29 protein-coding genes are annotated in these 24,571 nt (G+C 56.6%); 23 read left to right on the top strand and 6 right to left on the bottom strand.

All coding sequences use genetic code 11. The features are described from left to right. Positions 1-8: 8 nt before the first annotated feature. From fliR to Q1M54_RS05180, 5 genes are read left to right on the top strand one after another with little or no spacing between them, the layout of a single operon-like run. On the top strand, positions 9-785 hold the full coding sequence (fliR, locus tag Q1M54_RS05200; protein ID WP_300554800.1) for a flagellar biosynthetic protein FliR: 777 nt from the start codon (positions 9-11) through the stop codon (positions 783-785). Continuing rightward, positions 778-1,938: a flagellar biosynthesis protein FlhB gene (gene flhB, locus Q1M54_RS05195; protein WP_300554797.1), complete on the top strand. Its 1,161-nt coding sequence runs from the start codon at positions 778-780 to the stop codon at positions 1,936-1,938. Before fliR ends, flhB begins: the two co-directional genes overlap by 8 nt. Next, positions 1,935-2,960, top strand: a complete 1,026-nt coding sequence (locus Q1M54_RS05190; protein ID WP_300554795.1) for a hypothetical protein — start codon at positions 1,935-1,937, stop codon at positions 2,958-2,960. The genes flhB and Q1M54_RS05190 overlap by 4 nt, the downstream gene beginning before the upstream one ends. A gap of 17 nt (positions 2,961-2,977) precedes the next feature. Continuing rightward, positions 2,978-3,481, top strand: a complete 504-nt coding sequence (locus Q1M54_RS05185; protein ID WP_300554792.1) for a hypothetical protein — start codon at positions 2,978-2,980, stop codon at positions 3,479-3,481. Next, positions 3,478-4,437, top strand: coding sequence for a hypothetical protein (locus Q1M54_RS05180; RefSeq protein WP_300554790.1), 960 nt, complete (start codon positions 3,478-3,480; stop codon positions 4,435-4,437). The genes Q1M54_RS05185 and Q1M54_RS05180 overlap by 4 nt, the downstream gene beginning before the upstream one ends. A gap of 24 nt (positions 4,438-4,461) precedes the next feature. Here the strand turns inward: Q1M54_RS05180 and Q1M54_RS05175 are convergent, their stop codons facing one another. Both Q1M54_RS05175 and Q1M54_RS05170 read right to left on the bottom strand, forming a co-directional pair. Further along, positions 4,462-4,872 carry a surface-adhesin E family protein gene (locus Q1M54_RS05175; protein ID WP_300554787.1) on the bottom strand — a complete coding sequence of 137 codons (411 nt, stop codon included), beginning with the start codon at positions 4,870-4,872 and terminating at the stop codon, positions 4,462-4,464. An 8-nt stretch (positions 4,873-4,880) separates the two neighbouring features. Beyond that, entirely contained in the window at positions 4,881-5,807 is a 927-nt protein-coding gene (locus Q1M54_RS05170) for a GNAT family N-acetyltransferase (protein WP_300554786.1), read from the bottom strand. An 86-nt stretch (positions 5,808-5,893) separates the two neighbouring features. Between Q1M54_RS05170 and Q1M54_RS05165 the strand changes: the two genes are divergently transcribed. The 4 genes from Q1M54_RS05165 to Q1M54_RS05150 all read left to right on the top strand — a co-directional run bounded on the left by Q1M54_RS05165 (position 5,894) and on the right by Q1M54_RS05150 (position 8,530). Then, the gene (locus tag Q1M54_RS05165) at positions 5,894-6,076 is read left to right on the top strand and encodes a hypothetical protein (RefSeq protein WP_300554784.1); all 183 of its coding nucleotides are present in this window, start codon (positions 5,894-5,896) and stop codon (positions 6,074-6,076) included. A 15-nt stretch (positions 6,077-6,091) separates the two neighbouring features. Beyond that, positions 6,092-6,955: a flagellar motor stator protein MotA gene (motA, locus tag Q1M54_RS05160; RefSeq protein WP_019428380.1), complete on the top strand. Its 864-nt coding sequence runs from the start codon at positions 6,092-6,094 to the stop codon at positions 6,953-6,955. After that, the gene (locus Q1M54_RS05155; RefSeq protein WP_300554780.1) at positions 6,955-7,944 is read left to right on the top strand and encodes a flagellar motor protein MotB; all 990 of its coding nucleotides are present in this window, start codon (positions 6,955-6,957) and stop codon (positions 7,942-7,944) included. The genes motA and Q1M54_RS05155 overlap by 1 nt, the downstream gene beginning before the upstream one ends. 82 nt (positions 7,945-8,026) lie before the next feature. Beyond that, positions 8,027-8,530 carry a hypothetical protein gene (locus Q1M54_RS05150; protein ID WP_300554778.1) on the top strand — a complete coding sequence of 168 codons (504 nt, stop codon included), beginning with the start codon at positions 8,027-8,029 and terminating at the stop codon, positions 8,528-8,530. A gap of 34 nt (positions 8,531-8,564) precedes the next feature. Here the strand turns inward: Q1M54_RS05150 and Q1M54_RS05145 are convergent, their stop codons facing one another. Further along, positions 8,565-9,836 carry a sigma-54 dependent transcriptional regulator gene (locus Q1M54_RS05145; protein WP_300554776.1) on the bottom strand — a complete coding sequence of 424 codons (1,272 nt, stop codon included), beginning with the start codon at positions 9,834-9,836 and terminating at the stop codon, positions 8,565-8,567. Between the two features lie 328 nt (positions 9,837-10,164). On the opposite strand from Q1M54_RS05145, the gene Q1M54_RS05140 reads away from it, so the two are divergent. The 5 genes from Q1M54_RS05140 to Q1M54_RS05120 are packed head-to-tail and all read left to right on the top strand — an operon-like array spanning position 10,165 to position 13,928. Continuing rightward, positions 10,165-10,659 carry an LPP20 family lipoprotein gene (locus Q1M54_RS05140; protein ID WP_300554774.1) on the top strand — a complete coding sequence of 165 codons (495 nt, stop codon included), beginning with the start codon at positions 10,165-10,167 and terminating at the stop codon, positions 10,657-10,659. Between the two features lie 34 nt (positions 10,660-10,693). After that, on the top strand, positions 10,694-11,974 hold the full coding sequence (locus Q1M54_RS05135) for a hypothetical protein (protein WP_300554772.1): 1,281 nt from the start codon (positions 10,694-10,696) through the stop codon (positions 11,972-11,974). Between the two features lie 31 nt (positions 11,975-12,005). Beyond that, positions 12,006-12,512 (top strand): hypothetical protein, encoded by a 507-nt coding sequence (locus Q1M54_RS05130; RefSeq protein ID WP_300554770.1) that lies wholly within the window; start codon positions 12,006-12,008, stop codon positions 12,510-12,512. 19 nt (positions 12,513-12,531) lie between these two features. Continuing rightward, entirely contained in the window at positions 12,532-13,650 is a 1,119-nt protein-coding gene (locus Q1M54_RS05125; protein ID WP_300554768.1) for a hypothetical protein, read from the top strand. Next, on the top strand, positions 13,647-13,928 hold the full coding sequence (locus tag Q1M54_RS05120; RefSeq protein ID WP_300554766.1) for an EscU/YscU/HrcU family type III secretion system export apparatus switch protein: 282 nt from the start codon (positions 13,647-13,649) through the stop codon (positions 13,926-13,928). Before Q1M54_RS05125 ends, Q1M54_RS05120 begins: the two co-directional genes overlap by 4 nt. A gap of 82 nt (positions 13,929-14,010) precedes the next feature. On the opposite strand, the gene Q1M54_RS05115 is transcribed toward Q1M54_RS05120, so the two are convergent. The 3 genes from Q1M54_RS05115 to flgA form a co-directional block, all read right to left on the bottom strand. Continuing rightward, a complete protein-coding gene (locus tag Q1M54_RS05115; RefSeq protein ID WP_300554764.1) occupies positions 14,011-14,439 on the bottom strand; it encodes a flagellar protein FlgN in 429 nt (142 codons plus the stop codon). 16 nt (positions 14,440-14,455) lie between these two features. Then, positions 14,456-14,758, bottom strand: coding sequence for a flagellar biosynthesis anti-sigma factor FlgM (flgM, locus tag Q1M54_RS05110; RefSeq protein WP_300554762.1), 303 nt, complete (start codon positions 14,756-14,758; stop codon positions 14,456-14,458). 125 nt (positions 14,759-14,883) lie between these two features. Continuing rightward, on the bottom strand, positions 14,884-15,732 hold the full coding sequence (gene flgA / locus Q1M54_RS05105) for a flagellar basal body P-ring formation chaperone FlgA (RefSeq protein WP_300554761.1): 849 nt from the start codon (positions 15,730-15,732) through the stop codon (positions 14,884-14,886). A gap of 74 nt (positions 15,733-15,806) precedes the next feature. On the opposite strand from flgA, the gene Q1M54_RS05100 reads away from it, so the two are divergent. The 9 genes from Q1M54_RS05100 (at position 15,807) to Q1M54_RS05060 (ending at position 24,557) form a co-directional block, all read left to right on the top strand. After that, entirely contained in the window at positions 15,807-16,934 is a 1,128-nt protein-coding gene (locus Q1M54_RS05100; RefSeq protein ID WP_300554760.1) for a hypothetical protein, read from the top strand. Positions 16,935-17,144: 210 nt separating this feature from the next. After that, positions 17,145-17,531 (top strand): flagellar basal body rod protein FlgB, encoded by a 387-nt coding sequence (gene flgB, locus Q1M54_RS05095; RefSeq protein WP_300554759.1) that lies wholly within the window; start codon positions 17,145-17,147, stop codon positions 17,529-17,531. A 2-nt stretch (positions 17,532-17,533) separates the two neighbouring features. Beyond that, on the top strand, positions 17,534-17,959 hold the full coding sequence (gene flgC, locus Q1M54_RS05090) for a flagellar basal body rod protein FlgC (RefSeq protein ID WP_300554757.1): 426 nt from the start codon (positions 17,534-17,536) through the stop codon (positions 17,957-17,959). Positions 17,960-17,973: 14 nt separating this feature from the next. Then, positions 17,974-18,663 carry a flagellar hook capping FlgD N-terminal domain-containing protein gene (locus tag Q1M54_RS05085; protein ID WP_300554756.1) on the top strand — a complete coding sequence of 230 codons (690 nt, stop codon included), beginning with the start codon at positions 17,974-17,976 and terminating at the stop codon, positions 18,661-18,663. Between the two features lie 78 nt (positions 18,664-18,741). Further along, positions 18,742-21,072 (top strand): flagellar hook-basal body complex protein, encoded by a 2,331-nt coding sequence (locus Q1M54_RS05080; RefSeq protein WP_300554753.1) that lies wholly within the window; start codon positions 18,742-18,744, stop codon positions 21,070-21,072. Positions 21,073-21,113: 41 nt separating this feature from the next. Continuing rightward, a complete protein-coding gene (locus tag Q1M54_RS05075) occupies positions 21,114-21,875 on the top strand; it encodes a flagellar basal body rod C-terminal domain-containing protein (protein WP_300554750.1) in 762 nt (253 codons plus the stop codon). A gap of 25 nt (positions 21,876-21,900) precedes the next feature. Further along, complete coding sequence (gene flgG / locus Q1M54_RS05070) at positions 21,901-22,686, top strand: flagellar basal-body rod protein FlgG (protein WP_300554748.1); 786 nt, start codon at positions 21,901-21,903, stop codon at positions 22,684-22,686. An 8-nt stretch (positions 22,687-22,694) separates the two neighbouring features. Beyond that, entirely contained in the window at positions 22,695-23,417 is a 723-nt protein-coding gene (locus tag Q1M54_RS05065) for a flagellar basal body L-ring protein FlgH (RefSeq protein WP_300554745.1), read from the top strand. Positions 23,418-23,432: 15 nt separating this feature from the next. Further along, positions 23,433-24,557 carry a flagellar basal body P-ring protein FlgI gene (locus tag Q1M54_RS05060; RefSeq protein WP_300554742.1) on the top strand — a complete coding sequence of 375 codons (1,125 nt, stop codon included), beginning with the start codon at positions 23,433-23,435 and terminating at the stop codon, positions 24,555-24,557. Positions 24,558-24,571 lie beyond the last annotated feature (14 nt).

Below are 24,571 nucleotides of genomic sequence, written 5' to 3'. Positions count from 1 at the left end.
GTGTCGCCATGAACTTTTTAGCAGCCGACGTCGTGGAAAGGTTTTACACCTTTTTATGGCCCATGCTGCGCGTCTCGGCCCTCATGATCACGGCCCCTATTTTTTCCCTCAGCGCTTTCAACACCCGTTTGCGGATCCTGCTGGCTTTGGTCTTGACCTGGTTGGTGTACCCCTTGCACACTTGGCCCGTGGTCGACCCCACATCGGCACAAGGTTTGGTGGAAGTTTTCAACCAGATCATGATCGGCGCCACCATGGGTCTGATTTTGCAAGTGGTGGTTGGCGCTGTGGTGGTGGCAGGCCAAAGCATTGCCGCCGCGATGGGTTTGTCCATGGCCAACATGATCGACCCCAACATGGGCAACGTGCCCACAATCTCACAGTTGCTGATCGTGCTGTCCACCCTGATTTTTGTGGGTTTTGGGGGTCACGCCATCATGCTCGGCTTGATTTTGGAATCCTTCCACAGCCTGCCCATCGGCACCTCCATCATGAACCAGGCGGTCTATGGCCGCGTTTTGCAATGGAGTTCCATGGTCTTTTTGGGCGCTGTGCTCATGGCGCTGCCCGTCATGGTGGCACTCTTGTTCATCAACGTGGGCTTGGGTGTCGTCACCCGCGCTGCACCCAGTTTGAACATTTTTGCTGTGGGCTTTCCCGCCATGATCATGGCCGGCTTTGTGATTTTGATCATCTCCATGGACAGCATTGGTGGGCGCATCAACTGGCTTTGGGTGCAAGGGTTTTCAGTCGTGCGTGAAGTCTTAGGAGTTTCACGTGTCTGAGAGTGCCCAAGAAAAAACCGAAGAACCCACGGCGCATAAGCTCAACAAAGCGCGCGAAGACGGTGAGGTTCCCCGCTCCATCGAATTGCCAGCGGCAGTCATTGTCATCGGCGTTTTTTTGCTGCTGATGCTAACCGGCGGCTGGCTGGTTAAACGCTTGACCACCGTGTTTGCACAAGGCTTTGTGTTCGATCGGCAACTGATCGAAAAACCCCTCCTACTGCCCGCCCACTTTGGCGAACACTTGTTGGCCGCATTCGTGCTGTTGCTGCCCATCATTGCTTTCACGGTGGTGGCCGCCATCACCGCCTCGGTCATGACGGGCGGCTTTGTGTTTTCATTCAAAGCGGTCATGCCCAAAGGCTCCAAGATCGACCCGATTGGCGGTTTCAAGCGCATTTTCGGCACCCATGCCATCGTCGAGCTGTGCAAAGCCATTCTCAAATTTCTTTTGGTGGCCGGTGTGCTCTGGTGGTCTTTGCTGGCCCACATGGACACTCTGGTTCAAATTGGCCGGATGGACTTGGAGCCCGCCCTCAGCGCTGCAGGTTTCATGATCATCGAGTCAGGTCTGTGGGTGGCCTTGAGCCTGGCGGTCATCGCCATGATCGATGTGCCTTATCAAAAATACGCCTTCAACAAGCGCATGAAAATGTCGATGCAAGAAATCAAAGACGAATTCAAGCAAATGGAAGGCAGTCCCGAAATCAAGGCGCAAATTCGCCGTCGCCAACGCGAGATGTCCAATGCCCGCATGATGGAACGCGTCAAAGACGCCGACGTGGTGATCACCAACCCAGAACACTTTGCCGTGGCCCTGGAATACGACCCCACTGGCGAGGGTGCCCCCATCATGGTGGCCAAAGGTTCAGACCACATGGCGGCATTGATCCGCGCCGAGGCCACAGCGCATGGGGTCCATATTTTTGAGGCAGCGCCGCTGGCTCGAGCCATTTACTTCACCACTGAAGTGGAACAACAAGTTCCAGAAGACCTTTACCACGCTGTGGCGCAGGTCATTGCCTATGTCTTCAGCCTGGAAGCAGCATCGCCGATGAACCCACCGCGTCCCCGACCCACGGTCAAAGTACCAAGCAACATGGAATTCAGCCCTGAAGGCCTGCGCGCCAGCGCCGAGAAAGCCGCCGCATGAACATCCCGATCACAACCGCTGCCACCCCGTTGAACGATTTTGTGTTTCGATCGGCCGATCGCATGCGCATCGACGGTTGCACCAATGCCATCGCCAGGGAAGGCCTGAGCCTGGCCTTGCAATGCGAACACGAAGCCCTGATTGACCACTATCTGGGACTGCTGTTGGCACGCCTCAGGCAACAAGCGCCCGAGCACAGCATCGAGGTCTATTTCCCCACCAATGCAGACGCCCTGCTGGCACGCTTCAACGACGCCTTGGCTCGCCAATCCCTGGCGCAGGCTACGCAAACACCCGAAGCCTCAAGCCAGGCGCAAATTTGGGTGGTGCATGACGCACAAGCACTGCCCGAGACGGAAATCCAGCTACTGGCTCGGCTCATCCAGAACTTTCCTGGCGCCAACATCCGGGCCATTTTGCTCATGACAGGTGAACGCGGGTCACACCACAGTTTGGCTTCTTTTGGCCGAAAAATTTTGCGCTGGGAAATTGAAGCCCCCAACGCAGAGCAAAGCCAAGCCGCACTCGAACTGGCCCGCGCAGAGGGTCGCATCACACCCGTTCAACAACTGATCAGGCGCATCCAAACCAGGCAGTGGTCTGAGGCAGCCTCATCCAGCGTCATAACACCCGACGATTTCGCCACCTCGGCACCCATCAAGCAGTCTGTGGCGTCTCCAAAGTCGCCCAAGTCTGAGGCCCTTTCACGCATGGATGGCTTCTACCAGCATGGTCTGAGGGCCATCCAATCCACTCGCCAAGCCTTGGGCCAACTGAACCGCAAACACCTGAGAATGGCCTTGGCGCTGGCAGCCATTTTCTCGGCCGCAGCCTTGGTCATGCTGTGGATACAGCCAGAGGCTTTTGGGATCGGCCAATCCAAAGCGATGCACAACACCAAAGCCACAGTGACCGCACCCACCCGTCCCGAACCGGCAAGCGATTTGGCACCAACTGCCAACCCGTCTGACAAGCCGGCCCCGTCCACATCCGGTTCACCCACACCGTCCGCTTCTCGCTGACAAAGGCTTGGTACACCATGAAAAAATCAACTTTGATCCGAAGCGATAAGCCGCACGCCGTCCAAGTGACAGAAGGCTCCAGCGTTGCCCAAAGAAAGTCAACTGCCAAAAAAACGAGCACGCCTGAGACACCCAAAGCACCCGAGCCACTGAAAAACCCTCAAAAAGCCCCTGAAGTCAAAGCGGCCAAGCCACGAAAAGCCTCAACATCCAAGGCGCTTACAGCCCCAGCACCCACGCCAGTGCCTGCTGCACCCCAAGCCCCTGCGGTTGCCAAACCACCCCAAGCCAAACGCAAACCGGCACCCAAAACAGCCGCACCCAAACTGCGAAAGACAAGCGCTGTCAAGACCCCTGAGCCGATGCAAGCCCCTTTGCCTGCTGCGCCCGTCTTGCCCATTTGGGAACAAGACAACCCCGTCAAAGCCCGCATTGAAGAACTTCAAGCCCTCAATGCGCAGTTGTCAGAACAACTTCAGCGTCTTCCCACCACACGAACCATGCGAGGAGCCACGCCATGAGCGAAGCCAACTTCACCCCCACTGAGCCCGTTTTGGTGGATTCCCCCATCACCGAGCCCGCTGAGCCTTCTGAGTCTGTGCAGATGGACAAACCCGTTGCAACTGCAGCCAAAGTCCCCCCCAAGGCAGAAGCTGCGGCAGGGCCCACGGCACAAACAGCCAGCGCCGTGGATGAACGGGCTTACCAGCAGTACCAAGCACTGGCCCAGGTGGTGCTCGATTCAGCCCACATCGCGACCAAATCGGCTACAGCAGCTGCAGCGGCCAGCCGCGACATGCATGCAGCAACCGGTGAGTTCCGGACATTGACCGAAACCGGTCACAAAAAAGCCTTGATTCTTTTGGGCGCAACAGGCGGCTTGCTGATCATTTGCCTGATTTTCTTTTTGACCATGGGTGTTCGCATGAACAGCCGCATCAACCAACTCGACAGCATGATGCTGGCCGTCGGCAAGCGGGTGGTGGACCTCAATGCCGGACTGGAATCACTCGATGTGATCAACAAAAGCATCGAATCACTGACAGCTCAACAAGCTGAGCAGGCCAAAACCCAAGGGCAACTGGAAACCCGCATCAACGAAGCCCTGAAAAAATCTGAGACCCTGGTGCAGGGCGTGCCAGGAGAAACTGCCAAACAAGTGGCTGCCACCAGCGACAACTTGCTCAAACAAGTGCAAGGCATCAACAGCAAATTACAGACCCAAGCCGGTGCCGTTCAAGCGCTGGGCACTGAGGTCAAAGCGTTGAAAGGTGCCGTGGGCAACGTCGACAAATTGAACCGCGATGTCGAAGCCTTGGTGACATTGCAAAAAGAGCGCTACCTGGAGACGCTGCAGAAAAATAACAGCACACAATCACGTGAAAAAGCGGTTCAGTTTCCCCGCGTTGCCCCAGCCAAGCCAGCCGATTCAGCGCCAGCCGCAGGTCCTCAAAGCAGTTCTACTGGACCCAAATAAACCATGAAAAATCTGGCCGATGCTTCATTGGATACACACAGCGATGTAAGTCAAAACAAACACGCCGTCCGGTGGAATCTTTCGCCAATAACCCATTTCATTGACCGTGGCCACCACCTGGCCCGTCATTTTGGGGCCCGCATAACTGGTCATTTGACCCATGCGGTGCATTTTGTATTCGCAGTCGTATTCATTCAGGTAACGACGCGATCTGACCCCATCGGCATCCGCCGTTTTCAGATCTTGCATTTCCCACACTTTGCGAATTCGGTCGGCTTTTTCGATGCTGTTGCGGTTGACAAAAAGAGCCACCTCGGGGGTTTCGCCAATGCGCGTCCAAGCATGGGCCACCTGCGGCCCCAAGGCGGACAAGCTCAGCAAGGCCATCCAAGCCATTCGAAGGTGTGATCTTTTTGAAAAGCCCAACATGTTCATGTTCCATCTCAAAAAAAAGTTCCAGCAAGGGTCACGACATGTCCCCCAGCACCCAATTTAAATCGCGAAATGCCGGGCAAGTCATGGGTGTTGACACCGCCCAAATCCAATCGGCTGACGCCCTGTGCTTTCAAATGAGCCATGGCTTTCCAAAGCAGCGCATTGTGGGCATTCAAAGCACGGCCTTGGTCATCGGCCCATCCCATATGGTAACTGGCCACCTGTCCATGGATCAAGAAAAGCATTCCCGCAACCGTCTCTTTGCCCAGTTCGGCATACACCACCACAAAGGCATCTTTGGCGGTGGTGCTTTTAGCGATGTATGCGGGCACAAAGTCTGTCGGAAGTCCATGGAATCGGCGAGCCTCCCGTTGGTCAGCCTCTTTGCCCAGCAGCCAATTGCTGCGCTTCAAACTCGGTACCGCATGGACCTGGAGTTTTTCATGGGTCAAAACCTTATTGAGCCGGTTGCGCCACTTGCCGTCCATGTTGGACTTCAAAACCTCAAGCGGCAAGCTCAGATCCAGGTAGGCCGTGGCATATCCTGTCATCACACGCGAGAAGCCTTTCAGGGCTTCGGGTGCCAACTGCGCAGCCGTCTCATCAGGAGAGATCAGCATGACCCGAAAAGGGGCCAAAGGCAAGGACCGCTTGAGCAACTGGTAAATCTGTGCACGCTCAGCCGGCGTCACATCGGGATGCCACACAGGCCCACGCGTGCAAGAGGCCATGGACACATAGCCCAAAAACCGTCGGCACATGAATTGGGCCATGCCCAACAGGCGTCCCTCATCCCAAATCACCGCGCGCTCGACCCGAATCCCCAAAGACATCAAGGCCTCGCCATAGGCCCAAGACTGCTGCAAAGCACCCCGATGGTCACTGTGGAATTGGGCCCAAATGTCGGGGGACGCAAACTTCCAGTCAATGTTCATATTGTCATAATAGACAAATTTTTTAAATTCTCTCAAGAACGTTCGACTTGGGTCGATTTAAAAGTGTCGAATCGCCTCGAAAAACGATGATTTCCAAATCCAAGAACGTCATCAACGGACACGACATTCCAAAGTCGCGACTGACTCCCTCAGGTTGGGCTTGGTTGGCACTTTACTTGGGTCTTCCCGTCTTGGTGTTGGGTAATTTGCTGGATTTTTTCTTTCAATGGGCGTTGGGTTGGTGCATCGGTGTTTGGTGCATCGTCTAAAACAAAAGGGCCATCATGTTTTTCTTTATCGGTTTAGCCGTTGTTTTTGGAGCCGTCTTTGGGGGCTACGTGATTGCTGGCGGCAAGATGGCCCCCATCATCAAGGCTGCGCCTTTTGAGTTTTTGATCATCGGTGGCTCGGCCATTGGTGCCTCGCTGGTGGCCAACAGCTTTCCAGTTTTCAAAGCCGCCATGGCCGGTATCGGCACCTGCATCAAGGGACCCAAATGGCACCAAGCCGATTATTTGGCGCTGATGCTGTTGATCGGCAAACTACAAGGGGTCATGAAAAAAGAAGGCATTGTGGCTTTGGAATCCCACGTGGAAAACCCAGACGCCAGCCCTATTTTTGGCGAATTTCCCAAATTGGCCAAAGACCACTCCATTGTTCAAATGATATGCGATCCCCTGCGTTTGATGGTCATCTCACAGGGCAATTTGGATGCCGACGCCTTAGACGATTTGATGAAGAAGGCCATCAAGGTCCACCACCACGAAGCCCTGTTGGCGCCTGGCGCTTTGGCAGGCATCGCCGGCGGTCTGCCCGCATTGGGTATTGTGGCTTGCGTGTTGGGTGTGGTCAAAACCATGGGTTCGATCGACCAGCCGCCACCGGTTTTGGGCGCCCTGATTGGCTCTGCCCTGGTAGGCACACTGATGGGTGTGTTTTTGGCTTACGGCATGTTCGAACCCTTTTCTGGTCGACTCACACAAATCATCAACGAAGACGCACAAGCCTACGATGTGATCCGCGAGATGATCGTGGGCAACCTCAAGGGCCATCCACAACCATTGGTCATCGAATCGGCCCGAGCCTGTTTGGCACACCACTGTCAACCGAGCTTCTCTGAAGTCTTTGACGGCATGCGAGGCAGTTGATGGCCGAGGAAAAAACCCCAGCCGATGCCAAGGCCGACGAAGCCGCCGCAGCGGCCGCCGCTGCAGAAGCGGCAGCGGCTGCGGAGGCCATGCGGCCCATCATCCGCAAAATCATCGTTGAAGATGGTCATGCGGGTGCACACGGCGGCGCATGGAAAATTGCCCTGGCCGACATGATGACGGCCATGATGGCCTTTTTCTTGTTAATGTGGCTGTTGGGTGCCAGTAACGAAGACAAGCGCAAGAGCGTGGCCGACTATTTTCGGCCTGCGTCTCACAGCCAAATCGTGTTTGGCGAAATGGCCGGCTCCAACGGCTTGTTCGGGGGCAAGTCCATCATCGACACGGACGGCTTTCCTTTCACCGCCAAACAAACGGCCATGCTGGAGCGGCTAACGCCTCAGGCCCAAGGCGGCCCGGCTGAGAGTTTTGGTTCATCCAAAGAAGAAAACAACAAGGATGGTCCCTCTGACCAAGATCCGGGCAATCAAGGCGCTGGTACGCCCAGCCAAAAACAAGACAAAGAAAATTTCGAAAAGTTGGAAAAGGACATCAAGCAAAAATTGTCCGAGAGCAAACAGTTTGACAACATCAAAGACCAGGTCAGCATCACCCGCGAGAAAGACGGTTTGCGTATCGAAGTCATCGACAAAGCAGACTTTGCCATGTACGCGTCGGGTACGTCCAACATGGGCGGCAAAGCGGCAGCCCTCATGTCCGAGGTCGCCAAATCGATCAAACCCTTGCCCAACAAATTGGCGATTCGCGGCCACACCGACAGCCTCGGCTTCGCACCCGACAGCATGCGCAACAACTGGACCTTGTCGACCGAACGGGCAGACGCGACGCGTCAGTTCATGCAAAGCCAAGGCATCAACGCCAACCGTTTCTCCCGCATTGAGGGGGTGGCTGACACCAATCCCAAGGTGCCTGACAACCCGGCCGACCCCCGAAACCGCCGCGTCAGCATCACGGTGCTCAACCAATGATCCGGTGTTGGCTTGCTTCCAGTTCCCTCCTCATCGATTGGGGTACAGTGAACGCAGTGCAGTTCAAGCGAAAGGTTAGTTCATGCTGAAATTCATCGCGATCGGTGCCAGTTTGGGAGCTTTGGTCATGGGCGGCGTTTGGGGGTTGGTGCATGTGATGGGCGAGCCCAGTGGGCCATCCGCCGACAGCCAAATGACGACCTTGACACCTGGCGCCAACAAAGGCGTCATGGACTTGATCTGCGAACTTGAACTTGACTTGAACGGTCAACTCAAATTGGGCATCACCGACAAGGAGCCCTCGCGCATCACCATGGCGCAAATTGACTTCGAGAAAAACTCAGGTTGGTACCAAGGCAAGATTGCCATTTCGGAGAGCCGTTCAGGCACGCTTCAGACCATGGGCACACGGCTCAAAGTCACTCGCCCTGCCATGTTCCAGCGTTTTGGGGTGATGATCTCTGGTGAAGATTTTGTGATCGACCGCAAAACAGGCCGTTTTGTGCAGAGCCTCACCTTGTCTGACGGCCAAGTGGTTTCACTCATCACAGGTACCTGCGCCCAGGTCACCAAACCCCCATTTTGATCGCCACGCTTGCACCCTTGACGGATGCAGCTCTTCAACCTACGCCGCGCAAATCGTATTTGTTGATCTTTTCAATCAGTGTGGTTCTTTGCAATTGAAGCAACTTGGCGGTCTGCGACACATTGCCTTGGGTTCGAGTCAACGCCTGTTCGATGAAATTGCGTTCCACTTCAATCAAATGCTGCTTCAAAGAGATGCCGTCCGGTGGCAGCGTTTGAATCCCCTGCGCCAGCAAAATCACCTCCTCCACGTCGTTCATCTCATCGTTGGAAGCCGACAAGGCTGCGGGCACACTCCGGGTCATGGCCAAGGATCCGGATTCCTCATCGGATGAAAACAAATGCGCCAAGGGATCCGACTGGCTCCACGGGCCAGAGGACACATCCGGTAAGGCGTTCTCCACATCGGCCAAAGGCGTGATGGCACTGCCCGGCTCTGCTTGTGCGCCCAACTCAGCTCCCTTCAGAAAACCGTTGGGATTTTCAATTGCCTTGGCTGGCATTTTCGCCAAAAGTCCAGCTTGGAGTGCCGCCAAACCCGACGGCATCATGCAAGCCGGCACCGTCTGAACATGCAAGGCTTGTGATGGGAACAATGTTGAAAAACGGTCGACCAGATTGGACAACTCACGCACATTGCCTGGCCAAGCGTAGGCCTGCAACATCTGCAGCATGTCCGGGGCAAACCTCAGTGAACGCGAACCGGGCAAAGCGTGTTTGTCGGCATAGAACTGCAACAAAGCCGCAATGTCTTCTGGACGTTCACGCAAGGGCGTGGTGGTGATGGGCAGGACATTGATCCTGTAATAAAGATCCTCCCTGAACCGGCCTTCAGCCACTTCGTTTTCAAGATTTTTATGGGTCGCGGCGACGACGCGCACATCGATGTTGACCTCACGCGAGGCGCCCACCGGCAAAATACAACGCTCTTGCAAAACACGCAAAAGCTTGACTTGCATGTCCATGGGCAAGTCACCGATCTCATCCAAAAACAGGGTGCCGCCGTGGGCCAACTCAAACCTGCCCAAACGATCAGACACAGCACCTGTGAAAGTGCCCTTTCGGTGGCCGAACAACTCGCTCTCAATCAATTCACGCGGAATGGCTCCACAGTTGATCGGGACAAACGGACTGGCCGCTCGGGGGCCTTGGGCATGCAAAGCCTGCGCCACCAACTCTTTGCCCGTGCCACTCTCGCCGGTCACCAACGCTGTCGACGAAGATGCCGCCAAAGTTTTGATCAAATCCCGCAAAAATTGGGTCGCTTGGCTGTGACCAATGATTTGGGTTTTGGCACTGACTTTCATCTGCTTGACCAGTTAAGAACGTGGGCTGTCGGTAGAAACATCGGGTTGAAAATGGCAAAAAGTGGCGCTTCAAGGTGCGCAAACCACAAAAGTGGCAACGATGAAATCTATGCAATAGTTTATTGATACTATCGATGTTATTGAATTAAATCAATTTTTTTGTAAAAATAGATCGCGTTAATTGAGGTATATAGACCGCACATGAACCCTTGCTGGTCATTTTTATGGGCGCCATCTCAAGTCGTTGGTTCAGCTGACGATACAAGAGGAGTAAATATCAGATGCGCAGCACATTTGCTGCGTTGTCATCAGCTTCCGGAGACTTGAAATGACCACCACAAAAACATTGACCGCAGCATTGATCACTTCATGGATGCTGTCGGGGTGCGTTTCTGTTCCTCTGAACCCTGTTGCACAAGACAAAACACCGCCTCCCTCGACTCCCGCCTCCATGATCACGCCGTTGGTCGAAAAAAGAGAGACGCTGGTGGCCACGGGCTACGCCGTGGTGAGCATTCAAAACCACAAAAATCCTGCGCAGCAACGCTTGCTTGCCATCCGGGCATCCAAGCTTGACGCCTACCGCTCATTGACCGAGCAGGTTTATGGCCAGCAGTTGGATGCCACCACCACGGTGGCCGACATGACCATCATGAGTGACACCTTCAGAGCCAAGGTGGAGGGCGTGATCTATGGCGCGGTGCTGGTCAGCATCACCCCGGTAGGCGATGACACCTACGAAACGACTTTGTCCTTGGACCAGCACGTCGTGCGTGACCTGCGCACCTTGTATTTGGGGCAAATGGCCGCCAAGCGCCGTTGACCCCATCTGAAGCAGACACCCCTCGGGCCTGACCATGCACAAGCAGCCTTCATTTCGAGCCATGCCGACACAGACCTCTTCAGAGGCTGGCTTGGGTTGGGGTGCCAGTGTCTTGTTCACATTGGCCTTGGTTTTGGCCTGCATGCTTCACGGGCCTCTTTTGGCGCAAAGCCTAAGCCCTGCAGAATTGGCCGCCAGGGCCATGTCAGCCCCTGCAGTGCGTGCTGCCATCACGGCGCCAGCCAGCGCCAGCCCCGCCAGCACGGCCAAGTCGGTGAACGAGCACGAAGCGCATTTGGCCGCCATTCGCCAGGCGATTTTGAATGCCACTCTGGACAGACCCACCCGCGTGATCAGCACCGCATGGGTCGATCAACAAGGCGCTTTGCATGAGTCAGCTCACTTCCACTCTGAGGCCAAAGTCAGCGGCATCCGTGTCCTGTCGTACCTGCCGGGTGACGAGTCACCCGCCCAAATCAGCGCGGATGTGCTGCCATGGGGCTACCGGCCCCACCAGACCGACAAAACCTGCAGCCCCACACCGCGTGCTTGGCGGCTTCCCTTGCTGACTCGCACACACACGGCTGAAGGGTTCAGCGGTCCGCAAATTTTTGCCAGCCAAATGCTGCTCAACTTGGCCAACGACCTATGGCATCAGCGCATGCAGCAGTCACCCAGGTGGCGCGTCCAAGCCGCCACGGTGAGTTCGGCGAACAGCTACCTTCGGGCCTTGAGCGCCAGCGAAGAAGCCCGCAGTACTTGGGTGGCCGATATGTCACTCAAACCCCATGGGTCTTCTACGCCAAGCACCTGGTCGGACCGCTTGAATCTCCAAGACAAACCCCCAGCTTGGCGCTGGACGCTCACACTCAGCTTGGGACAAGATCCCGCTCAAGCGGGTCCCAGACCAAGCCTTTGGCAAGCGGAACACACCTTCACCATCGACCCCAGCCAAATGGCCAACCGTCCTGGCCTTTGGCAGCAGCAATTGCAAACAGAAATCCAAGCCAAGGTGAATCAATGGGTGTCACAACTGGAAAAGCGCACCGAATGCGAACCGGTTCAGTTCCAGGTGGTCCGCGAGGGCACCGAAAGTTTTCTGCTCCAGGCTGGCGCAGGCAGCGGCTTGCGGCCTGGCGACAGAGTCTTGCTGATCGACCCTGCCCACATTCCCAGCCGAATGCTCGAAGCAGGCGTTGCCCAGCACTTGGCGCTGGCCCAAGTGGTCAAAGTGGGTCACCACCGCTCTGAACTGCTGCAACTGGCCGGTCCTCGTCTGGCGCCACAAGGCGCATGGCTGGCCCTGCCCCTTTGAGACGCACCCTTCATCACTCCAAGGCATGCACATGGCCCAAAACAATCGCTTTCACTTCAGTCGTTGTCTGAAGGCCGTGACAGTCCCCATGGTCTTGGTGCTGTGCACCCAAGTCGGCTGGGCCTCAGACCCCTCCAACGCTGCCTTGCGCGTCTTGCTCGGTTCTGCCGAACCCACCCAACAAGCCTCACCCACAGCTGCGGTCAACGCCGCCAACAGCAGCCATCGCCGAACCATCACCGTGATGCGGGGCGAAACCTTGGACCGGGCCGTTCGTCGCGCCCTACCAGGCTTGCCGCTGCACCCTGATTTTTTACGCCAAGCCTTTGTCAGCGTGAACCCGCAGGTTTTCCCCAAAGGGGCTGCGCATGCCATGCGCACAGGCACCACCTTGCAGGTCCCGACAACCGATGAGTTGCGCAGCATGCTGATGAGCCAGCACCCCGAAACAGTGCCTTTGTTTCAAGTGGTCGAAGCCACCCCATCGGCTGAGCAAGCGCCTCAACAGTCCAAACGCCACTGGGTGCGCTTCCCATAAAGACGCGACGGGCATTGCCATGATCACCGGGGCTGAAACCGCTCACCTCACCCCCAAAATTCCAACCATTTACCTGGAGGGAAAGCTCCCCTTGGTGGTCGAGCGCACGGCTGCCGATTTGGGCCTGAAAGATGGGCAAGTCATCCAAGCCACGGTGGAGTCCCGGCCGGAGCGCATTCGCCTGAACCTTCAAGACTCGGCCTTCCTCGGCAAACACATCGACCTGCCCAAAGAACTGCCTGCCGGCTTGCGCCTGGCGGCTGGCGACACCGCCCTTTTTCGCGTGCAATTGCAAAACGACGGCTCCATCGTGTTGCGGCCCTTGCAAACGCAAGCCGCTCCAATACTGGGTCAGCCCCTTGTGCAAGCACAACTGCCCAATCGCCTGCAGCAACTGCTTTTCAGGCCCTCGGACATGAATGCCCTGGCCTTGCTGTTGCGGCCAGGGGGCTTCGACAGCTTGTTGCGAAGCCTCAACCCTGCCGCCCCAGAGCTCCTGAATTTACAAAACTGGCAAAGGTCTCGGCCCAGCATGGCGCACCTGAGTCCAGAAAAACTCAGCCAATGGATGTTGCGCAGCGGGTGGTTCAACGAAAACTTGTTGTCCAAAGGCCAAGGCGAGGGGCCGGTGGACCTCAAAACCACCTTGCGCCAGCTCTTGCTCTTGTTGCAAAGCATGGATGCACAAGAGGCCAGCAGCGTGCAAGACGCGATCGATGATATCGAATCCAGACAACTGACAGCGGCAGAATCTTTGATGGGCCGCGAGGTGATGTTCTCCATGATGCTGCCCTTTGTCGACGCAGAACCCGTCGCCATGCGGTTTGTGCGACAACGCCGTCAACCCGGCGAAGAAAAAGCCCCCTTCATCATCCATTTGCACACCCGCAACCGGGACCTGGGCGAGGTTTGGCTCCAAACCCGAATCAGCAATGACACCGATGTCGACATGATCATGTGGGCCTTGCGCGAAGACGTCGTCAAACGGGCCAAAGAGCAGACGGTCAACCTGGAGCACGAACTGGACAGTGCCGGGCTGCACATGACCCGTCTGCTCATCGTGCACGGGCCCGGCCCGACCGAGCCCATACCCTGGCAAGCACCGCAACAGGGCAGCCTGATTGACATCCAGACATGAGACAAGTCATCAAAGAGGCCATTGCGCTTGAATACGGCAAAAACACCACCCCCGTGGTCACCGCCAAAGGCGACGCAGAACTGGCACAAAAAATCATCGAAGAAGCCCAAAGGCACGGGGTCTACGTGGCCGAAGACCCCCAGTTATTGGCCCTCTTGAGCCGCATCGACATTGACAAAGAAATCCCACCGGAGCTTTTCACGGCAGTCGCGGTCATTTTGTCGTGGGTTTACTGGCTGAAGGGCATGCGCCCAGGAGACGAAAAATCAAGCAACTGAAGGAGAAACTGTTTCGGCCGCGCTGCAAAAACGCAAAAGGCCTCAACATGAGGCCCCAAAACCAGCAAACAACTTTGTTGAATCAGGCCGCCAAATAGGCCCCAGCCCCATGACGGCGTGACACCTGACCCAGTCGGTCGTACAAGTCCACAGAGACAGCTGTTTCTCCCTGCAGTGTCTGTAAAGCTCCTTTGACCGCCTGCAACTGACGCTGAAGCAACTGAATATTGCGCAAATGGTCTTGCTTACACTGGGCAAGGCCCGGCAACAAAGCTTCCCACCAGAAGGGCACAGGCACCTGTGCACTGGCGACGTCAGCCACCTGGGAAAGTCTGTTCAAAACCTCACCACGTTCCTGTTGTAAGGCATCAAACGCTGACAAGTCACGGCTCTTCAGGGCCTCAAACTCCAAATTCAACAAAGCCCCCAGCCGAAAAGCATCCTCTTGGGTGGCCTTGATCGACATCTCCGACCACAAAGCATCATCGGAGGACATTGGGACTAAGTTCATCTCAGACATCAAAATATTAGCCTTTGATCATCTTCTCGATGGCCACGAAATTCTCAGCGATTCGACGAGAATCAACGGGATACAAGCCTTGTTGGATGGCGGATTTGATCGATTCGACCTTTGCACGGTCAAATTGAGGTTCTTGCATGGCCTTTTGAGCCACTTCGCTCAATTGGACCTCGTCCGTTCGCAAGGGTGGTGGATTGACAGCCGTTTCCGAAGACGAGTCCGATGCGCGCTCAGACACCTTGGCCGCCGCAGGTCGACTGGGCGTGTCCATTTGGGCAATCCGGCGGAAACTGGATATGGGATCGGTCATGGTGATTCTCTTTTCTGGCCTCTGTGTGAAGAGCTGAAGCCTCGCTCGTACTTTGAATCGACAGCAGATTCTAAAACTTGAGCCCCCGAATGAAAATAAATGGATTGGGCCAGATGGGTCATGTTTTAAAGACCTTCCACCAAGTTAGGCCCTTTGACCTGCCCCGTCAAAATACGGCCAGATTCTTTGTTTTTAAGCTTGATCTGATCACCAAAGCGTCCATCTTGCAGAGCCTCTACCCGGGCTGATATTTGAAAGCCTTGGGCTTGACCCACCGAGATCAACACCATTTGACCTCTTTTGACCAACACCATGGGCCGAATGTCTTGACTGCGCAATGGCGCATCGGGTCGAACATCGCGAATCAATTCAGCATGCATGACCTGGGTCACGCTCTCCAAAATCTGACCATTCAATCCTTTGGAATCGACCTCAACCAGCCGAACATGAGACTCGTTCAAAAACTGTCCTTTGTACAAAGGCACGTTGGCCACCAAAACCTGTCGTTTTTCAGGCGCGGCTGGGGCTTTAGCCTCTGACCCCGCTGTGGCCCCTGTCGGGGCCGATGGGCCTGGTGAAGGCCCTTTGCTCATTGGCCGACCTTGCGACGCGACCCGCACATAAATCTGCCAAGCGGGTTGAGCGCAGCGCACCCGCAGTTTTTCAAAACTTCCAAAAGGCAAATCCATCGCCAATGGTTTTTCGCAGGCCTTGATCTGCATGCGCGGGTCCAGGGGCGCCAAGATCACCGAATCAGGCGAAACCGCCTGTTCTTTGGCCACCCAATCGACCACAGACTTTTGTAAAACCGCCTGGGGCGATGGCGCGGGAGGGGCCGCCAGCAAGCTCAGAGACAGCATGCCCAGGCAGCACCCCATCCATAACCGCAAACCTCTGCCCGGGCTGACTTGTGAGAGTCGGCACAGCATTTGCATGGTGATGCATTCAAGTGTGGAAGTTTTGACAGTGTTCATGATCTCTACACACCAAGCAAAAAAGAGACCAGGTCCAAACAACAGCCTCCAAAACCCGCAGCCGCCCCTTTGCCATGAGCACCTTCATCCCCCCTTTGTCCAGCTTGGCCCCTTTGGCCGTCTCCGACCCCATCGGGATCGGCGCTGGACCCACCACGGGCAAGTCGGCTGGGTTTCAACACGCGATGGCGCAGGCCACCCAGCACACGACCGTGCAGGCGCAAGAAGGCGACACCTTGATCGGTTTGGTCAAAACCCATTACAAAGCAGGCCCGCAGCCCTTGTCCGATGCGCAAGCCCTGCGCCTGGCACAACAAGTCGCCGCCCGCAACGGCATCGACAACCCCGACCTGATCCTCGCAGGCCAACACATTCAACTGCGTGACCTGAAAAGCCCCCCCCTTGCGCAATCGCCTCGGGGGTCCTTGGACTTGAACGCTCGGGTTGCCCAGCAAATCTGGCAACTGAACCAACCCCCGCACAGCGCCAGCATGACGGCCAACGCCCTGGCGGCCAGACCTATCCAATGGCCCAGCAACGGCTCTGGCACAGAACCTCATCCAGTGCTGGACCGCACGCTCAGCCGCGCGGTGGACAAAGGCTTTGTCCAAGCCAGCGAGGTGCCCGCGGTCAAAAGCAAAATATTGGCTTTGGCAGAACGCTACAACTTCCAGCCCGATGACTTTGCACGCCTGACCCTGATGGAAAGCGGTGGCATGAACCCGCAAGCCAGTAACGGCAATTGCCACGGCATCATCCAGTTCTGCGACGGACCGAATCGCGGGGCAGCATCCGTAGGTTTTAAAGACAACCCGCGCGCCATATTGGGCATGGGTTTGCTTCAGCAACTTGACTTGGTCGACCGCTACTTTGGGCAGGCGGGCTTGCGCGTCAAGGGTCCGCCGGTCGGACTGGATGACCTGTACCTGACTGTGCTCACGCCTGCGGCTCGGCAAGAAACCCGCCCCGACGCGCCGCTGGCGATTGCTGGGCCTCAAGCGCGTTATCTGCACACCGGCCAAGACACGCGCAACCCCATCACGCGCAACTCCATCTTGTCTGGTTTGCACCAACTGACCCAAAACCTTTTGGGCCACATGCCCCAGTTGGCCCAAGGGTCCCACACGCCGCAGCCCCACAAAGTCCATCTGGCGCGCCTTTATGACGAAGTGGCGCAAACCCAATCCAGCGCTCAGCGCTGAAGGACGGCAATGCCTTGCCGCCCAGCGGCAAGGAGGGCGAGAAATGGCCGCTTTGCATGGACAGCTGCGATGGCGAACCCTGCAAATCGCCCCAAATCGGTTGGCACAGCTTTTGCGTATATCGACTGAGCAAAGCCTTTCTTGAGGGCTTGACGTCAAAAGATTGACGGAACGGTACGCAGCAACCCAGTCACCAGCACAGGAGTCGGTATGAACTTGTTGAACAACGCACTCGGCGTGCACGAACGCGCATTGAACGTCAAAAGCCGACGACTTGAAGTGCTGTCTCAAAACATTGCCAACGCAGACACCCCTCACTACAAAGCGCGTGACATCGATTTCAAGGCAGTCATGTCTGCCACGCAACAAGACAACGACATGAAATCAACCAACCAAGGTCACTTTTCTCAGGGGCAAGGACTGGATGCCGATGGCATGCGCTTCAGAACACCTTTCAACACCTCATTTGACGGCAACACGGTGGAGATGAGCGTGGAGCAAGCCCAGTACGGTAAAGCCGCTGCCGATTACCAAGCCACCCTGAACTTTCTGGAAAGCCGGGTCAGCGGTCTGCGCAAAGCTTTGAGAGGCGATTGATCATGAGCATGGACAAAATTTTCGGCATCGCCGGCACGGCACTCAACGCGCAGTTGACGCGCATGAACTCGACCGCTTCGAACCTGGCCAATGCCGGCACCGTCTCCACCACCGAGCAAGATGCCTTCAGGGCCAAACGCCCGGTGTTCAAAGCCTTGATCAGCGAAGAGATGACCAACCCAGGTGCCGCTTACCAAGGCGGCGTCAAGGTCGACCGCATGGCGGACGACACTGCGCCTCCGCGCCGCGTATCAGACCCCCAAAACCCGTTGGCCGACAAAGACGGTTATGTCTACCAGTCCAACGTGAGCGAAGTCACCGAGATGGTCGAAATGATGGCCGCTGCCCGTTCTTACCAGAACAACGTGGAAGTCATCAACACGGCACGTCAACTCATGATGCGCACGCTGGACATCTCCAAAGCCTGATCCGAAAGCACCTCATGGCCACCCCCAATATGACATCGTCTAGCCTGCTCAAAAACGTCTCTCGGTACGAGGACGTCAAAGAGGCTGCCAAAAAAACCAAGGAAGAAATGGGCAAACAGGAATTCCTGACCCTCTTCACGGCCCAATTGCAAAACCAAAACCCTCTGGAGCCGGTCAAGAACGAAGCCTTTGTCGCCCAACTGGCGCAGTTCTCGCAGCTCGAAGCGCTGACCAACATGCAGGGCTCACTGGACAAATTCGTGACCTCCATGTCAGGCGAGCGCATGCTCAATAGCGCCTCCTTGATCGGCAAAAAAGTCTCTGTCGCGGACACCCCCACCCAGTTGAACAGCGCAGGGAGCATCACTGGCAACATCGACCTGCCCACAGGCGCCAGCGGCGTTCAGGTCAGCGTGTTTGATGCACAAGGCCGCTTGGTGCAAGAACTGATCGCCGGCCCTCAAATGCCAGGCAGCATGCCCATTGTTTGGGATGGCAAAGACGCCGCCAACACACCTGCCCCACCCGGCCTGTACCGCCTGAGCGCCACAGCCGTGGTCAATGGCCAAACCAGCAAGGTCCCTGTCAACACCCTGTCTACCGTGCGCTCGATTGCCACCAACCCGGCCGACGGCAGCGTGAGTGTCGAAGTCGACGGCGGCAAAACCATGCTGCTCACCGACGTCAAGCGGGTGGGTCTCTGACCACCCGCCCCACGCCATTCGACTCACAAAGTTATCCCTTCATTCATCTGACATAACGCATCACAGGAGCTCTCCAGCATGTCGTTCTACACCTCGCTCACCGGACTGAACTCAGCCACCGCCCAATTGGCCGTCACCTCCAACAACATCGCCAACGTGGGCACCTCGGGTTTCAAGCGCTCACGCGCTGACTTTGGTGACATTTTCTCGACCTCGCCCCTGCAAAAATCGTCCAGCAACATCGGCCAGGGCGTCTCGCTCAAACAAGTGAGCCAAGAATTCAGCCAGGGCAACATTTCCACATCGGGCAACTCACTGGACCTGGCCATCACGGGTGACGGCTTTTTCGCCCTCAAAACGGCAGACGGTCTGCAAGACATCTACACCCGCAACGGCTCATTCACCCTCAACGACCAAAACAACGTGGTCAACTCCACAGGGCAACGCCTCATGGCCGCGTCGGTCGACTCATCCGGCAAAGCCGACTTGACCGATCTCAACGCCCTGACCATCCCCCCAAAGACCTCTGGAGAGGCGATCGAAACCACCCAGATCCAGCTGGGCCTGAACTTGCCTGCTGACTCGGCCGTGATCACGGCCGACTTTGACCGCAGCAACGCCAGCACTTACAACAAAAGCACAGCCCTGACCGTGTACGACAGCGGTGGCAACGGTTATTTGGCCACCGTTTATTACGCCAAGACCCAAAACGCCAGCCAGGAAAGCCCGTTCTCAAAATGGCAGACCTACTTCTTTGTGGGCGACACCCAAGTCAAACCTGCATTGCAGCAAGCCACCGATGTGGTCGGAGCCGAATTGTTCGTGAACAAATATGGCGATGTCTTGCCAAAAAGTGATCCACGGGTTATTCCCAGTTCCGGCACCACAGAGATGTTCTCACTGGATCAACTCACAGACACCCGCCAATCCTCCCCTGCAACCGCTGTGGGAAGTCCGTTGACGGCTGCCAATTTCAATGTCACCACCGGGGCCCTGGTCGGCGCCACCACCGGCAGCACACTGGCCTTCAGCATCAAGGTCGACGGTTCAGCCACCGCCACACCCATCACTTACACGCTAAAAAATGGAGATTCGAATCCGGAATCACTGGCCCGCAATTTGGAAATCGCCATCAACAACGAAATGGGATCACTGCCCGATACTGGCACCCCTGCCATTAAAAATGCCCGGTATGGCATCTCGGTTAACTTCGACCTCAGCGGACCCCGATTCGCCTTCGCATCAGGCACCACCGGCGACAACTCCAGCATTGAAATCAGCGCAGTGAGTGCCGCCACCAGCAGCTTGATCGGCTTGGGCGGCACTGGTGCCGTGCTCAGCGTGGAGGCTTCGAAGGATGAAGCGGTTCGAGGCAAAGTCAGCGAACCCGCTGTTTTGCGGGGAGAGGCTCTGCCCACCATCAACCCCACCAAGACCATCTTGGTCACCTCAAACAACAAGGATTTCTTAGTCTCGGTAGATGGTATTGTTAAAAAGGTAGAAATGCCATCTCCTACCCCTCACGCCAATATCAAAGCCTTCACGGATGCCTTGCAAGCGGAGATCAACAAGATCGTCGACGTGGACACCGGGCGCAAAGTGTCGGGTGTGACCGTGGGCTTTGACACCAAAACAAAACAACTGACGTTCACGACCGCTACCACCGGCGACAACGCCTCCATCCAGGTTTCAGGTGCCGCCGACTGGGGCCTGGCCAATACAGAGATGCAGTTTGGTGCCACCTCCGAGTGGAAAAAATTGGCCCAATTCACCGAGAACGGTGCCTTGCAGTTTGTCAAGAACGGCATTCAGACCGAGGATGCAGAAGGACTGTCCACCAAGACCGAATGGTGGCCCGTTTATCTGGATCGGGGAGAGCTGAGTTTTGACTTGACCGGTAAACCTATTTCCCCCTTGACCGGTATGCCCTTTGAAACCGCCTTCTTGCAAGGCGGCAAGGGCGCATTGACCATGTCAATCGATTTCACCAAGTCCACCCAATACTCCAGCGCCTTCGCGGTGTTGTCACAGTCCCAAGACGGCGCACCTGAGGGTGAGCTGATGGGTCTGAACATCAACCCCGACGGCTTGGTCAATGCCACCTACTCCAACGGCTCTCAAGTGTCCTTGGGCAAGATCGTGCTGGCCAACTTCTCCAGCCCCTCTGGCTTGCGTCAGGTGGGTGATGCCAGCTACTTATCCTCTGCCTCGTCGGGCATGGCCAAGATCGGTGAAGCGGGATCGGCCGGTTTCGGCTCGGTCCGTGCCGGTGCCACAGAGCGTGCCAACGTGGACTTGACCCAAGAACTGGTTGACCTGATCACCGCGCAGCGAAACTTCCAGGCCAACGCCAAGGCCATCGAGACCAGCTCCACCATGACCAGCGCCATCATCAACATCCGTTCTTGATGCACTGAAAAGCCCAAACGCCAAAGTAAGAAACACACGCCATGGACCGCCTCGTTTTCACCTCGAACGCCACCATCAAAGAGCATGCGGTTGCACGCCAGGTGCTGGTCAACGACCTGGCCAACGTCTCCACCGTGGGCTTCAAAAGCAGCTACGACGTGGCCCTGCAGTCGATCAAAGTGCAAGGTGCGGGTTTTGACACCCGATACCAAGCCCAAACCCTCTCGCGGGACCTGATTCGCATAGACGCAGGACCCGTAATGGCCACCGGTCGCCCTTTGGATATCGCGATGGCCGATGCGGCCGTGCTGACGGTGCAAAGCCCAGACGGCGGTTTGGCGTTCACGCGCCGCGGCGACCTCAAGGTCAACATCCAAGGGCAACTCGAAAATGGCTCTGGACATTTGGTTCTGGGCGAAAACGGCCCCATCACCATACCACCTGGCCTGATGATCAACGTGAACGTGGACGGCAGTATTTTTGCTCGTAACCCTGCCCAAGAAGGGGCCGCAGCGGATGTGCTGATCGACCGGCTGCGTTTGCGCGATGCCTCGGCTGTCAGTTTGGCCCGCCGACAAGACGGCTTGTTCAAGATCTCTCAAAAGCCCGATGGCACGGACATCGAGGTCAGCGGCCTAGAGCTCAGGGTGATTCCCCAAGCCTTGGAAAGCAGCAACGTCAGCGCCATTGAAGCCATGACGCGCTTGATGGACCAATCGCGCAGTTTCGAAACCCAAATCAAGATCATCAAGGAAACCAAGTCGCTCGACGAGTCTGGCTCTTCCATGATGAAACCCGCTTAAGCCTCAATAAGACAGGAACCTCCCCATGGATGCCTCAATGTGGATTGCCAAAACCGGCCTGGACGCACAACAAACGCGCATGTCGGTCATCTCCAACAACTTGGCCAACGTGAACACCACCGGCTTCAAGCGCGACCGGGCCAGCTTCGAAGACATGCTGTACCAAAACCTGCGTCAGCCCGGCTCCCAAGCGGGCGCCGAAACCCAAGTGCCCACGGGCCTGATGCTGGGCACCGGCGTGCGCATCGTGTCCACCGAAAAAACCCACACCCAAGGCAGCATGGTGAGCACCAAGAACGCCCTGGACATCGCGGTGCAAGGCTCGGGGTTTTTCCAAATCGCCCAGACCGACGGCACCATCGCTTACACGCGAGACGGCAGCTTCAAGCTCTCCGCCACGGGGCAATTGGTCACTGCAAACGGCTCTCTGCTCCAGCCCGGAATCACCATTCCCCCCAACGTGGCCAGCATTTCAATTGGGCAAGACGGCACGGTGTCTGTCGAGACCGCCGCCGGTGGCGGTGCCGAGGTTTTGGGTCAACTGCAGATCGCCCGCTTCCCTAACCCTGCAGGCCTGCAATCCATCGGGCAAAACCTGCTCAAACAGACTGCAGCCAGTGGCGCCCCAGTTGTTGGACAGCCCGGACTAGAGGGCGCAGGCCAATTGATGCAAGGGGCCTTGGAAGCCTCCAACGTCAATGTGGTCGAAGAAATGGTCAACATGATCGAGACCCAACGCGCCTACGAAATCAACTCCAAAGCCATCTCGGCCGTGGACGGCATGCTGCGCTTCTTGAACAACAACATGTGATCCTGAACATGACCCACACACTGATTCGCCCTTTTCAACGGCTGCTCATGGTCGGCATGGTCTTGGGCTTGAGCGCTTGCGCCACAGCCCCTGTCGCCTTGAAGCACTCACCAGAATTTGCGCCGGTCTTGCCCGTCGTGGCCGAACGACCCCGCGAAACCACCGGCTCTATTTACAACAGCCGCCAAAATGACAATTTTTTTGGCCGCAGCCGCAACTACCGCGTGGGTGACCTGATCACCGTTTTGCTCAACGAATCCACGCAAGCCAACCGCAAACAAGATGGGAATATCTCCCGTGAATCGTCCAACAACGTGGTGCCCAATGGCTTGACAGCCAAAGTCCTGCGAATCCCTGAGAAAGTTTTGGGCTCTAACGGCATTGGGGCACTGGACGGTCTGAACCTCAACGCCGCCAAAATCGACAACACCAACACGGGCTTAGCGAACCAAGAGGCCTCTTTGAACGGCGCGGTCTCGGTCACAGTGGTCGAAGTGTTGGCCAATGGCAACCTGATGGTGCGCGGCGAGAAACAACTCGCATTCACCGAAGGCTCTGAAGTCATCCAAATCAGTGGCATCTTGCGCCCCAACGATGTTTCGCCCAACAACATGGTCCAGTCACGCCGCCTGGCCAATGCGCAAATTTCTTACCGTGGCACGGGCGATATGGCCAACGCCTCCAAAGCCGGCTGGGGCACCAGCGCCTTGCTCAAACTGTGGCCGTTTTAAGTTTCAAAGCACAACATGACATCCCGAATTTTTTCATTCTTGCTGCTGCTCGGACTGTGTGGCTCCGCTTGGGCTGACCGCGTCAAAGACTTGGCTTCTGTGGCCGCTGGCCGCAGCAACCAATTGATCGGATACGGTCTGGTGGTGGGCTTGCAAGGCACCGGCGACGGCGCTACCGTGTCCTTCACCACCCAAAGCATGAAATCCATGCTCAGCCGATTGGGTGTCAACATCGACGGCCCCTTGTCTGACTTTGAGCAAGGCGGCACCAGTGGCCGTCTGGACATCCGCAACGCCGCAGCGGTCATGATCACCGCTGAGTTGCCTGGCTTTGCCAAGCCCGGCCAAAAAATCGACATCAACGTGTCGGCAATCGGCCGTGCCACCAGCCTGCGTGGTGGCAACTTGCTGATGACCAGCCTGAGAGGCGTGGACGGCGAAGTCTATGGCATGGCCCAGGGTGCGCTGAACACCACCGACATCGACAGCAGTGCTGCGGGTTCTAAAGTCAGCATCGGCGTACCCACTTCAGGCCGCATCCCTAACGGCGGTACCGTCGAGCGCATCGTAGAAAACCCCTTTGAGACCTCTGAGTACGTGGTGATGAATGTGCGAGAGTCGGACTTCACCACCACCACGGCCATCGTCAACGCCATCAACAAAAACTTTGGCGATGCCACTGCACGGGCCATCGACGGCATGTCACTGGCTATTCGGGCGCCGACCAATGTGTCGCAACGCGTGGCCTTCATGAGCATGGTCGAAAATTTAGATGTCGTACCTGGTGAACCACCCGCTCGAGTGGTCGTCAACTCACGCACTGGCACTGTGGTGATCAGCCGCAACGTGCGGGTCACCGCCTCTGCGGTAGCCCACGGCACCATTTCAGTGGCCATTGCCGCCACCAACGAGGTCTCTCAGCCCAACCCCCTCAGCCAGGGCCAAACGGCGGCCGTTCAAAACGCCAACATCACGGTGACCGAACCCAAGAACCCGATGTTCTTGTTCCAGCCCGGTGTGGATTTGCGCCAGGTGGTCGACGCCGTCAACCAAGTGGGCGCCACCCCATCTGCCCTGATCGCGATCCTTGAAGCCCTCAAAAGCACCGGCAGTTTGCGGGCCGAATTGATCATCATCTGATCACTTTTTGTCAC

Origin of the sequence: Limnohabitans sp. Rim8, from assembly GCF_943326455.1 — a bacterium.
Classification (GTDB): domain Bacteria; phylum Pseudomonadota; class Gammaproteobacteria; order Burkholderiales; family Burkholderiaceae_C; genus Limnohabitans_A.
This window is presented reverse-complemented; position numbering and strand designations above follow the sequence as displayed.

Coding starts and splice junctions, on each gene's coding strand:
- motA (WP_019428380.1), top strand. CDS start 6,092: ATGTTTTTCTTTATCGGTTTAGCCGTTGTTTTTGGAGCCGTCTTTGGG.
- Q1M54_RS05150 (WP_300554778.1), top strand. CDS start 8,027: ATGCTGAAATTCATCGCGATCGGTGCCAGTTTGGGAGCTTTGGTCATG.
- Q1M54_RS05130 (WP_300554770.1), top strand. CDS start 12,006: ATGGCCCAAAACAATCGCTTTCACTTCAGTCGTTGTCTGAAGGCCGTG.
- flgG (WP_300554748.1), top strand. CDS start 21,901: ATGGATGCCTCAATGTGGATTGCCAAAACCGGCCTGGACGCACAACAA.
- flgB (WP_300554759.1), top strand. CDS start 17,145: ATGAACTTGTTGAACAACGCACTCGGCGTGCACGAACGCGCATTGAAC.
- Q1M54_RS05075 (WP_300554750.1), top strand. CDS start 21,114: ATGGACCGCCTCGTTTTCACCTCGAACGCCACCATCAAAGAGCATGCG.
- Q1M54_RS05145 (WP_300554776.1), bottom strand. CDS start 9,836: ATGAAAGTCAGTGCCAAAACCCAAATCATTGGTCACAGCCAAGCGACC.
- flgA (WP_300554761.1), bottom strand. CDS start 15,732: ATGAACACTGTCAAAACTTCCACACTTGAATGCATCACCATGCAAATG.
- Q1M54_RS05185 (WP_300554792.1), top strand. CDS start 2,978: ATGAAAAAATCAACTTTGATCCGAAGCGATAAGCCGCACGCCGTCCAA.
- Q1M54_RS05140 (WP_300554774.1), top strand. CDS start 10,165: ATGACCACCACAAAAACATTGACCGCAGCATTGATCACTTCATGGATG.
- Q1M54_RS05135 (WP_300554772.1), top strand. CDS start 10,694: ATGCACAAGCAGCCTTCATTTCGAGCCATGCCGACACAGACCTCTTCA.
- Q1M54_RS05165 (WP_300554784.1), top strand. CDS start 5,894: ATGATTTCCAAATCCAAGAACGTCATCAACGGACACGACATTCCAAAG.
- Q1M54_RS05155 (WP_300554780.1), top strand. CDS start 6,955: ATGGCCGAGGAAAAAACCCCAGCCGATGCCAAGGCCGACGAAGCCGCC.
- Q1M54_RS05180 (WP_300554790.1), top strand. CDS start 3,478: ATGAGCGAAGCCAACTTCACCCCCACTGAGCCCGTTTTGGTGGATTCC.
- Q1M54_RS05085 (WP_300554756.1), top strand. CDS start 17,974: ATGGCCACCCCCAATATGACATCGTCTAGCCTGCTCAAAAACGTCTCT.
- Q1M54_RS05115 (WP_300554764.1), bottom strand. CDS start 14,439: ATGAACTTAGTCCCAATGTCCTCCGATGATGCTTTGTGGTCGGAGATG.
- Q1M54_RS05100 (WP_300554760.1), top strand. CDS start 15,807: ATGAGCACCTTCATCCCCCCTTTGTCCAGCTTGGCCCCTTTGGCCGTC.
- Q1M54_RS05080 (WP_300554753.1), top strand. CDS start 18,742: ATGTCGTTCTACACCTCGCTCACCGGACTGAACTCAGCCACCGCCCAA.
- Q1M54_RS05175 (WP_300554787.1), bottom strand. CDS start 4,872: ATGAACATGTTGGGCTTTTCAAAAAGATCACACCTTCGAATGGCTTGG.
- Q1M54_RS05170 (WP_300554786.1), bottom strand. CDS start 5,807: ATGAACATTGACTGGAAGTTTGCGTCCCCCGACATTTGGGCCCAATTC.
- Q1M54_RS05060 (WP_300554742.1), top strand. CDS start 23,433: ATGACATCCCGAATTTTTTCATTCTTGCTGCTGCTCGGACTGTGTGGC.
- Q1M54_RS05065 (WP_300554745.1), top strand. CDS start 22,695: ATGACCCACACACTGATTCGCCCTTTTCAACGGCTGCTCATGGTCGGC.
- fliR (WP_300554800.1), top strand. CDS start 9: ATGAACTTTTTAGCAGCCGACGTCGTGGAAAGGTTTTACACCTTTTTA.
- flgM (WP_300554762.1), bottom strand. CDS start 14,758: ATGACCGATCCCATATCCAGTTTCCGCCGGATTGCCCAAATGGACACG.
- flgC (WP_300554757.1), top strand. CDS start 17,534: ATGAGCATGGACAAAATTTTCGGCATCGCCGGCACGGCACTCAACGCG.
- Q1M54_RS05190 (WP_300554795.1), top strand. CDS start 1,935: ATGAACATCCCGATCACAACCGCTGCCACCCCGTTGAACGATTTTGTG.
- Q1M54_RS05120 (WP_300554766.1), top strand. CDS start 13,647: ATGAGACAAGTCATCAAAGAGGCCATTGCGCTTGAATACGGCAAAAAC.
- Q1M54_RS05125 (WP_300554768.1), top strand. CDS start 12,532: ATGATCACCGGGGCTGAAACCGCTCACCTCACCCCCAAAATTCCAACC.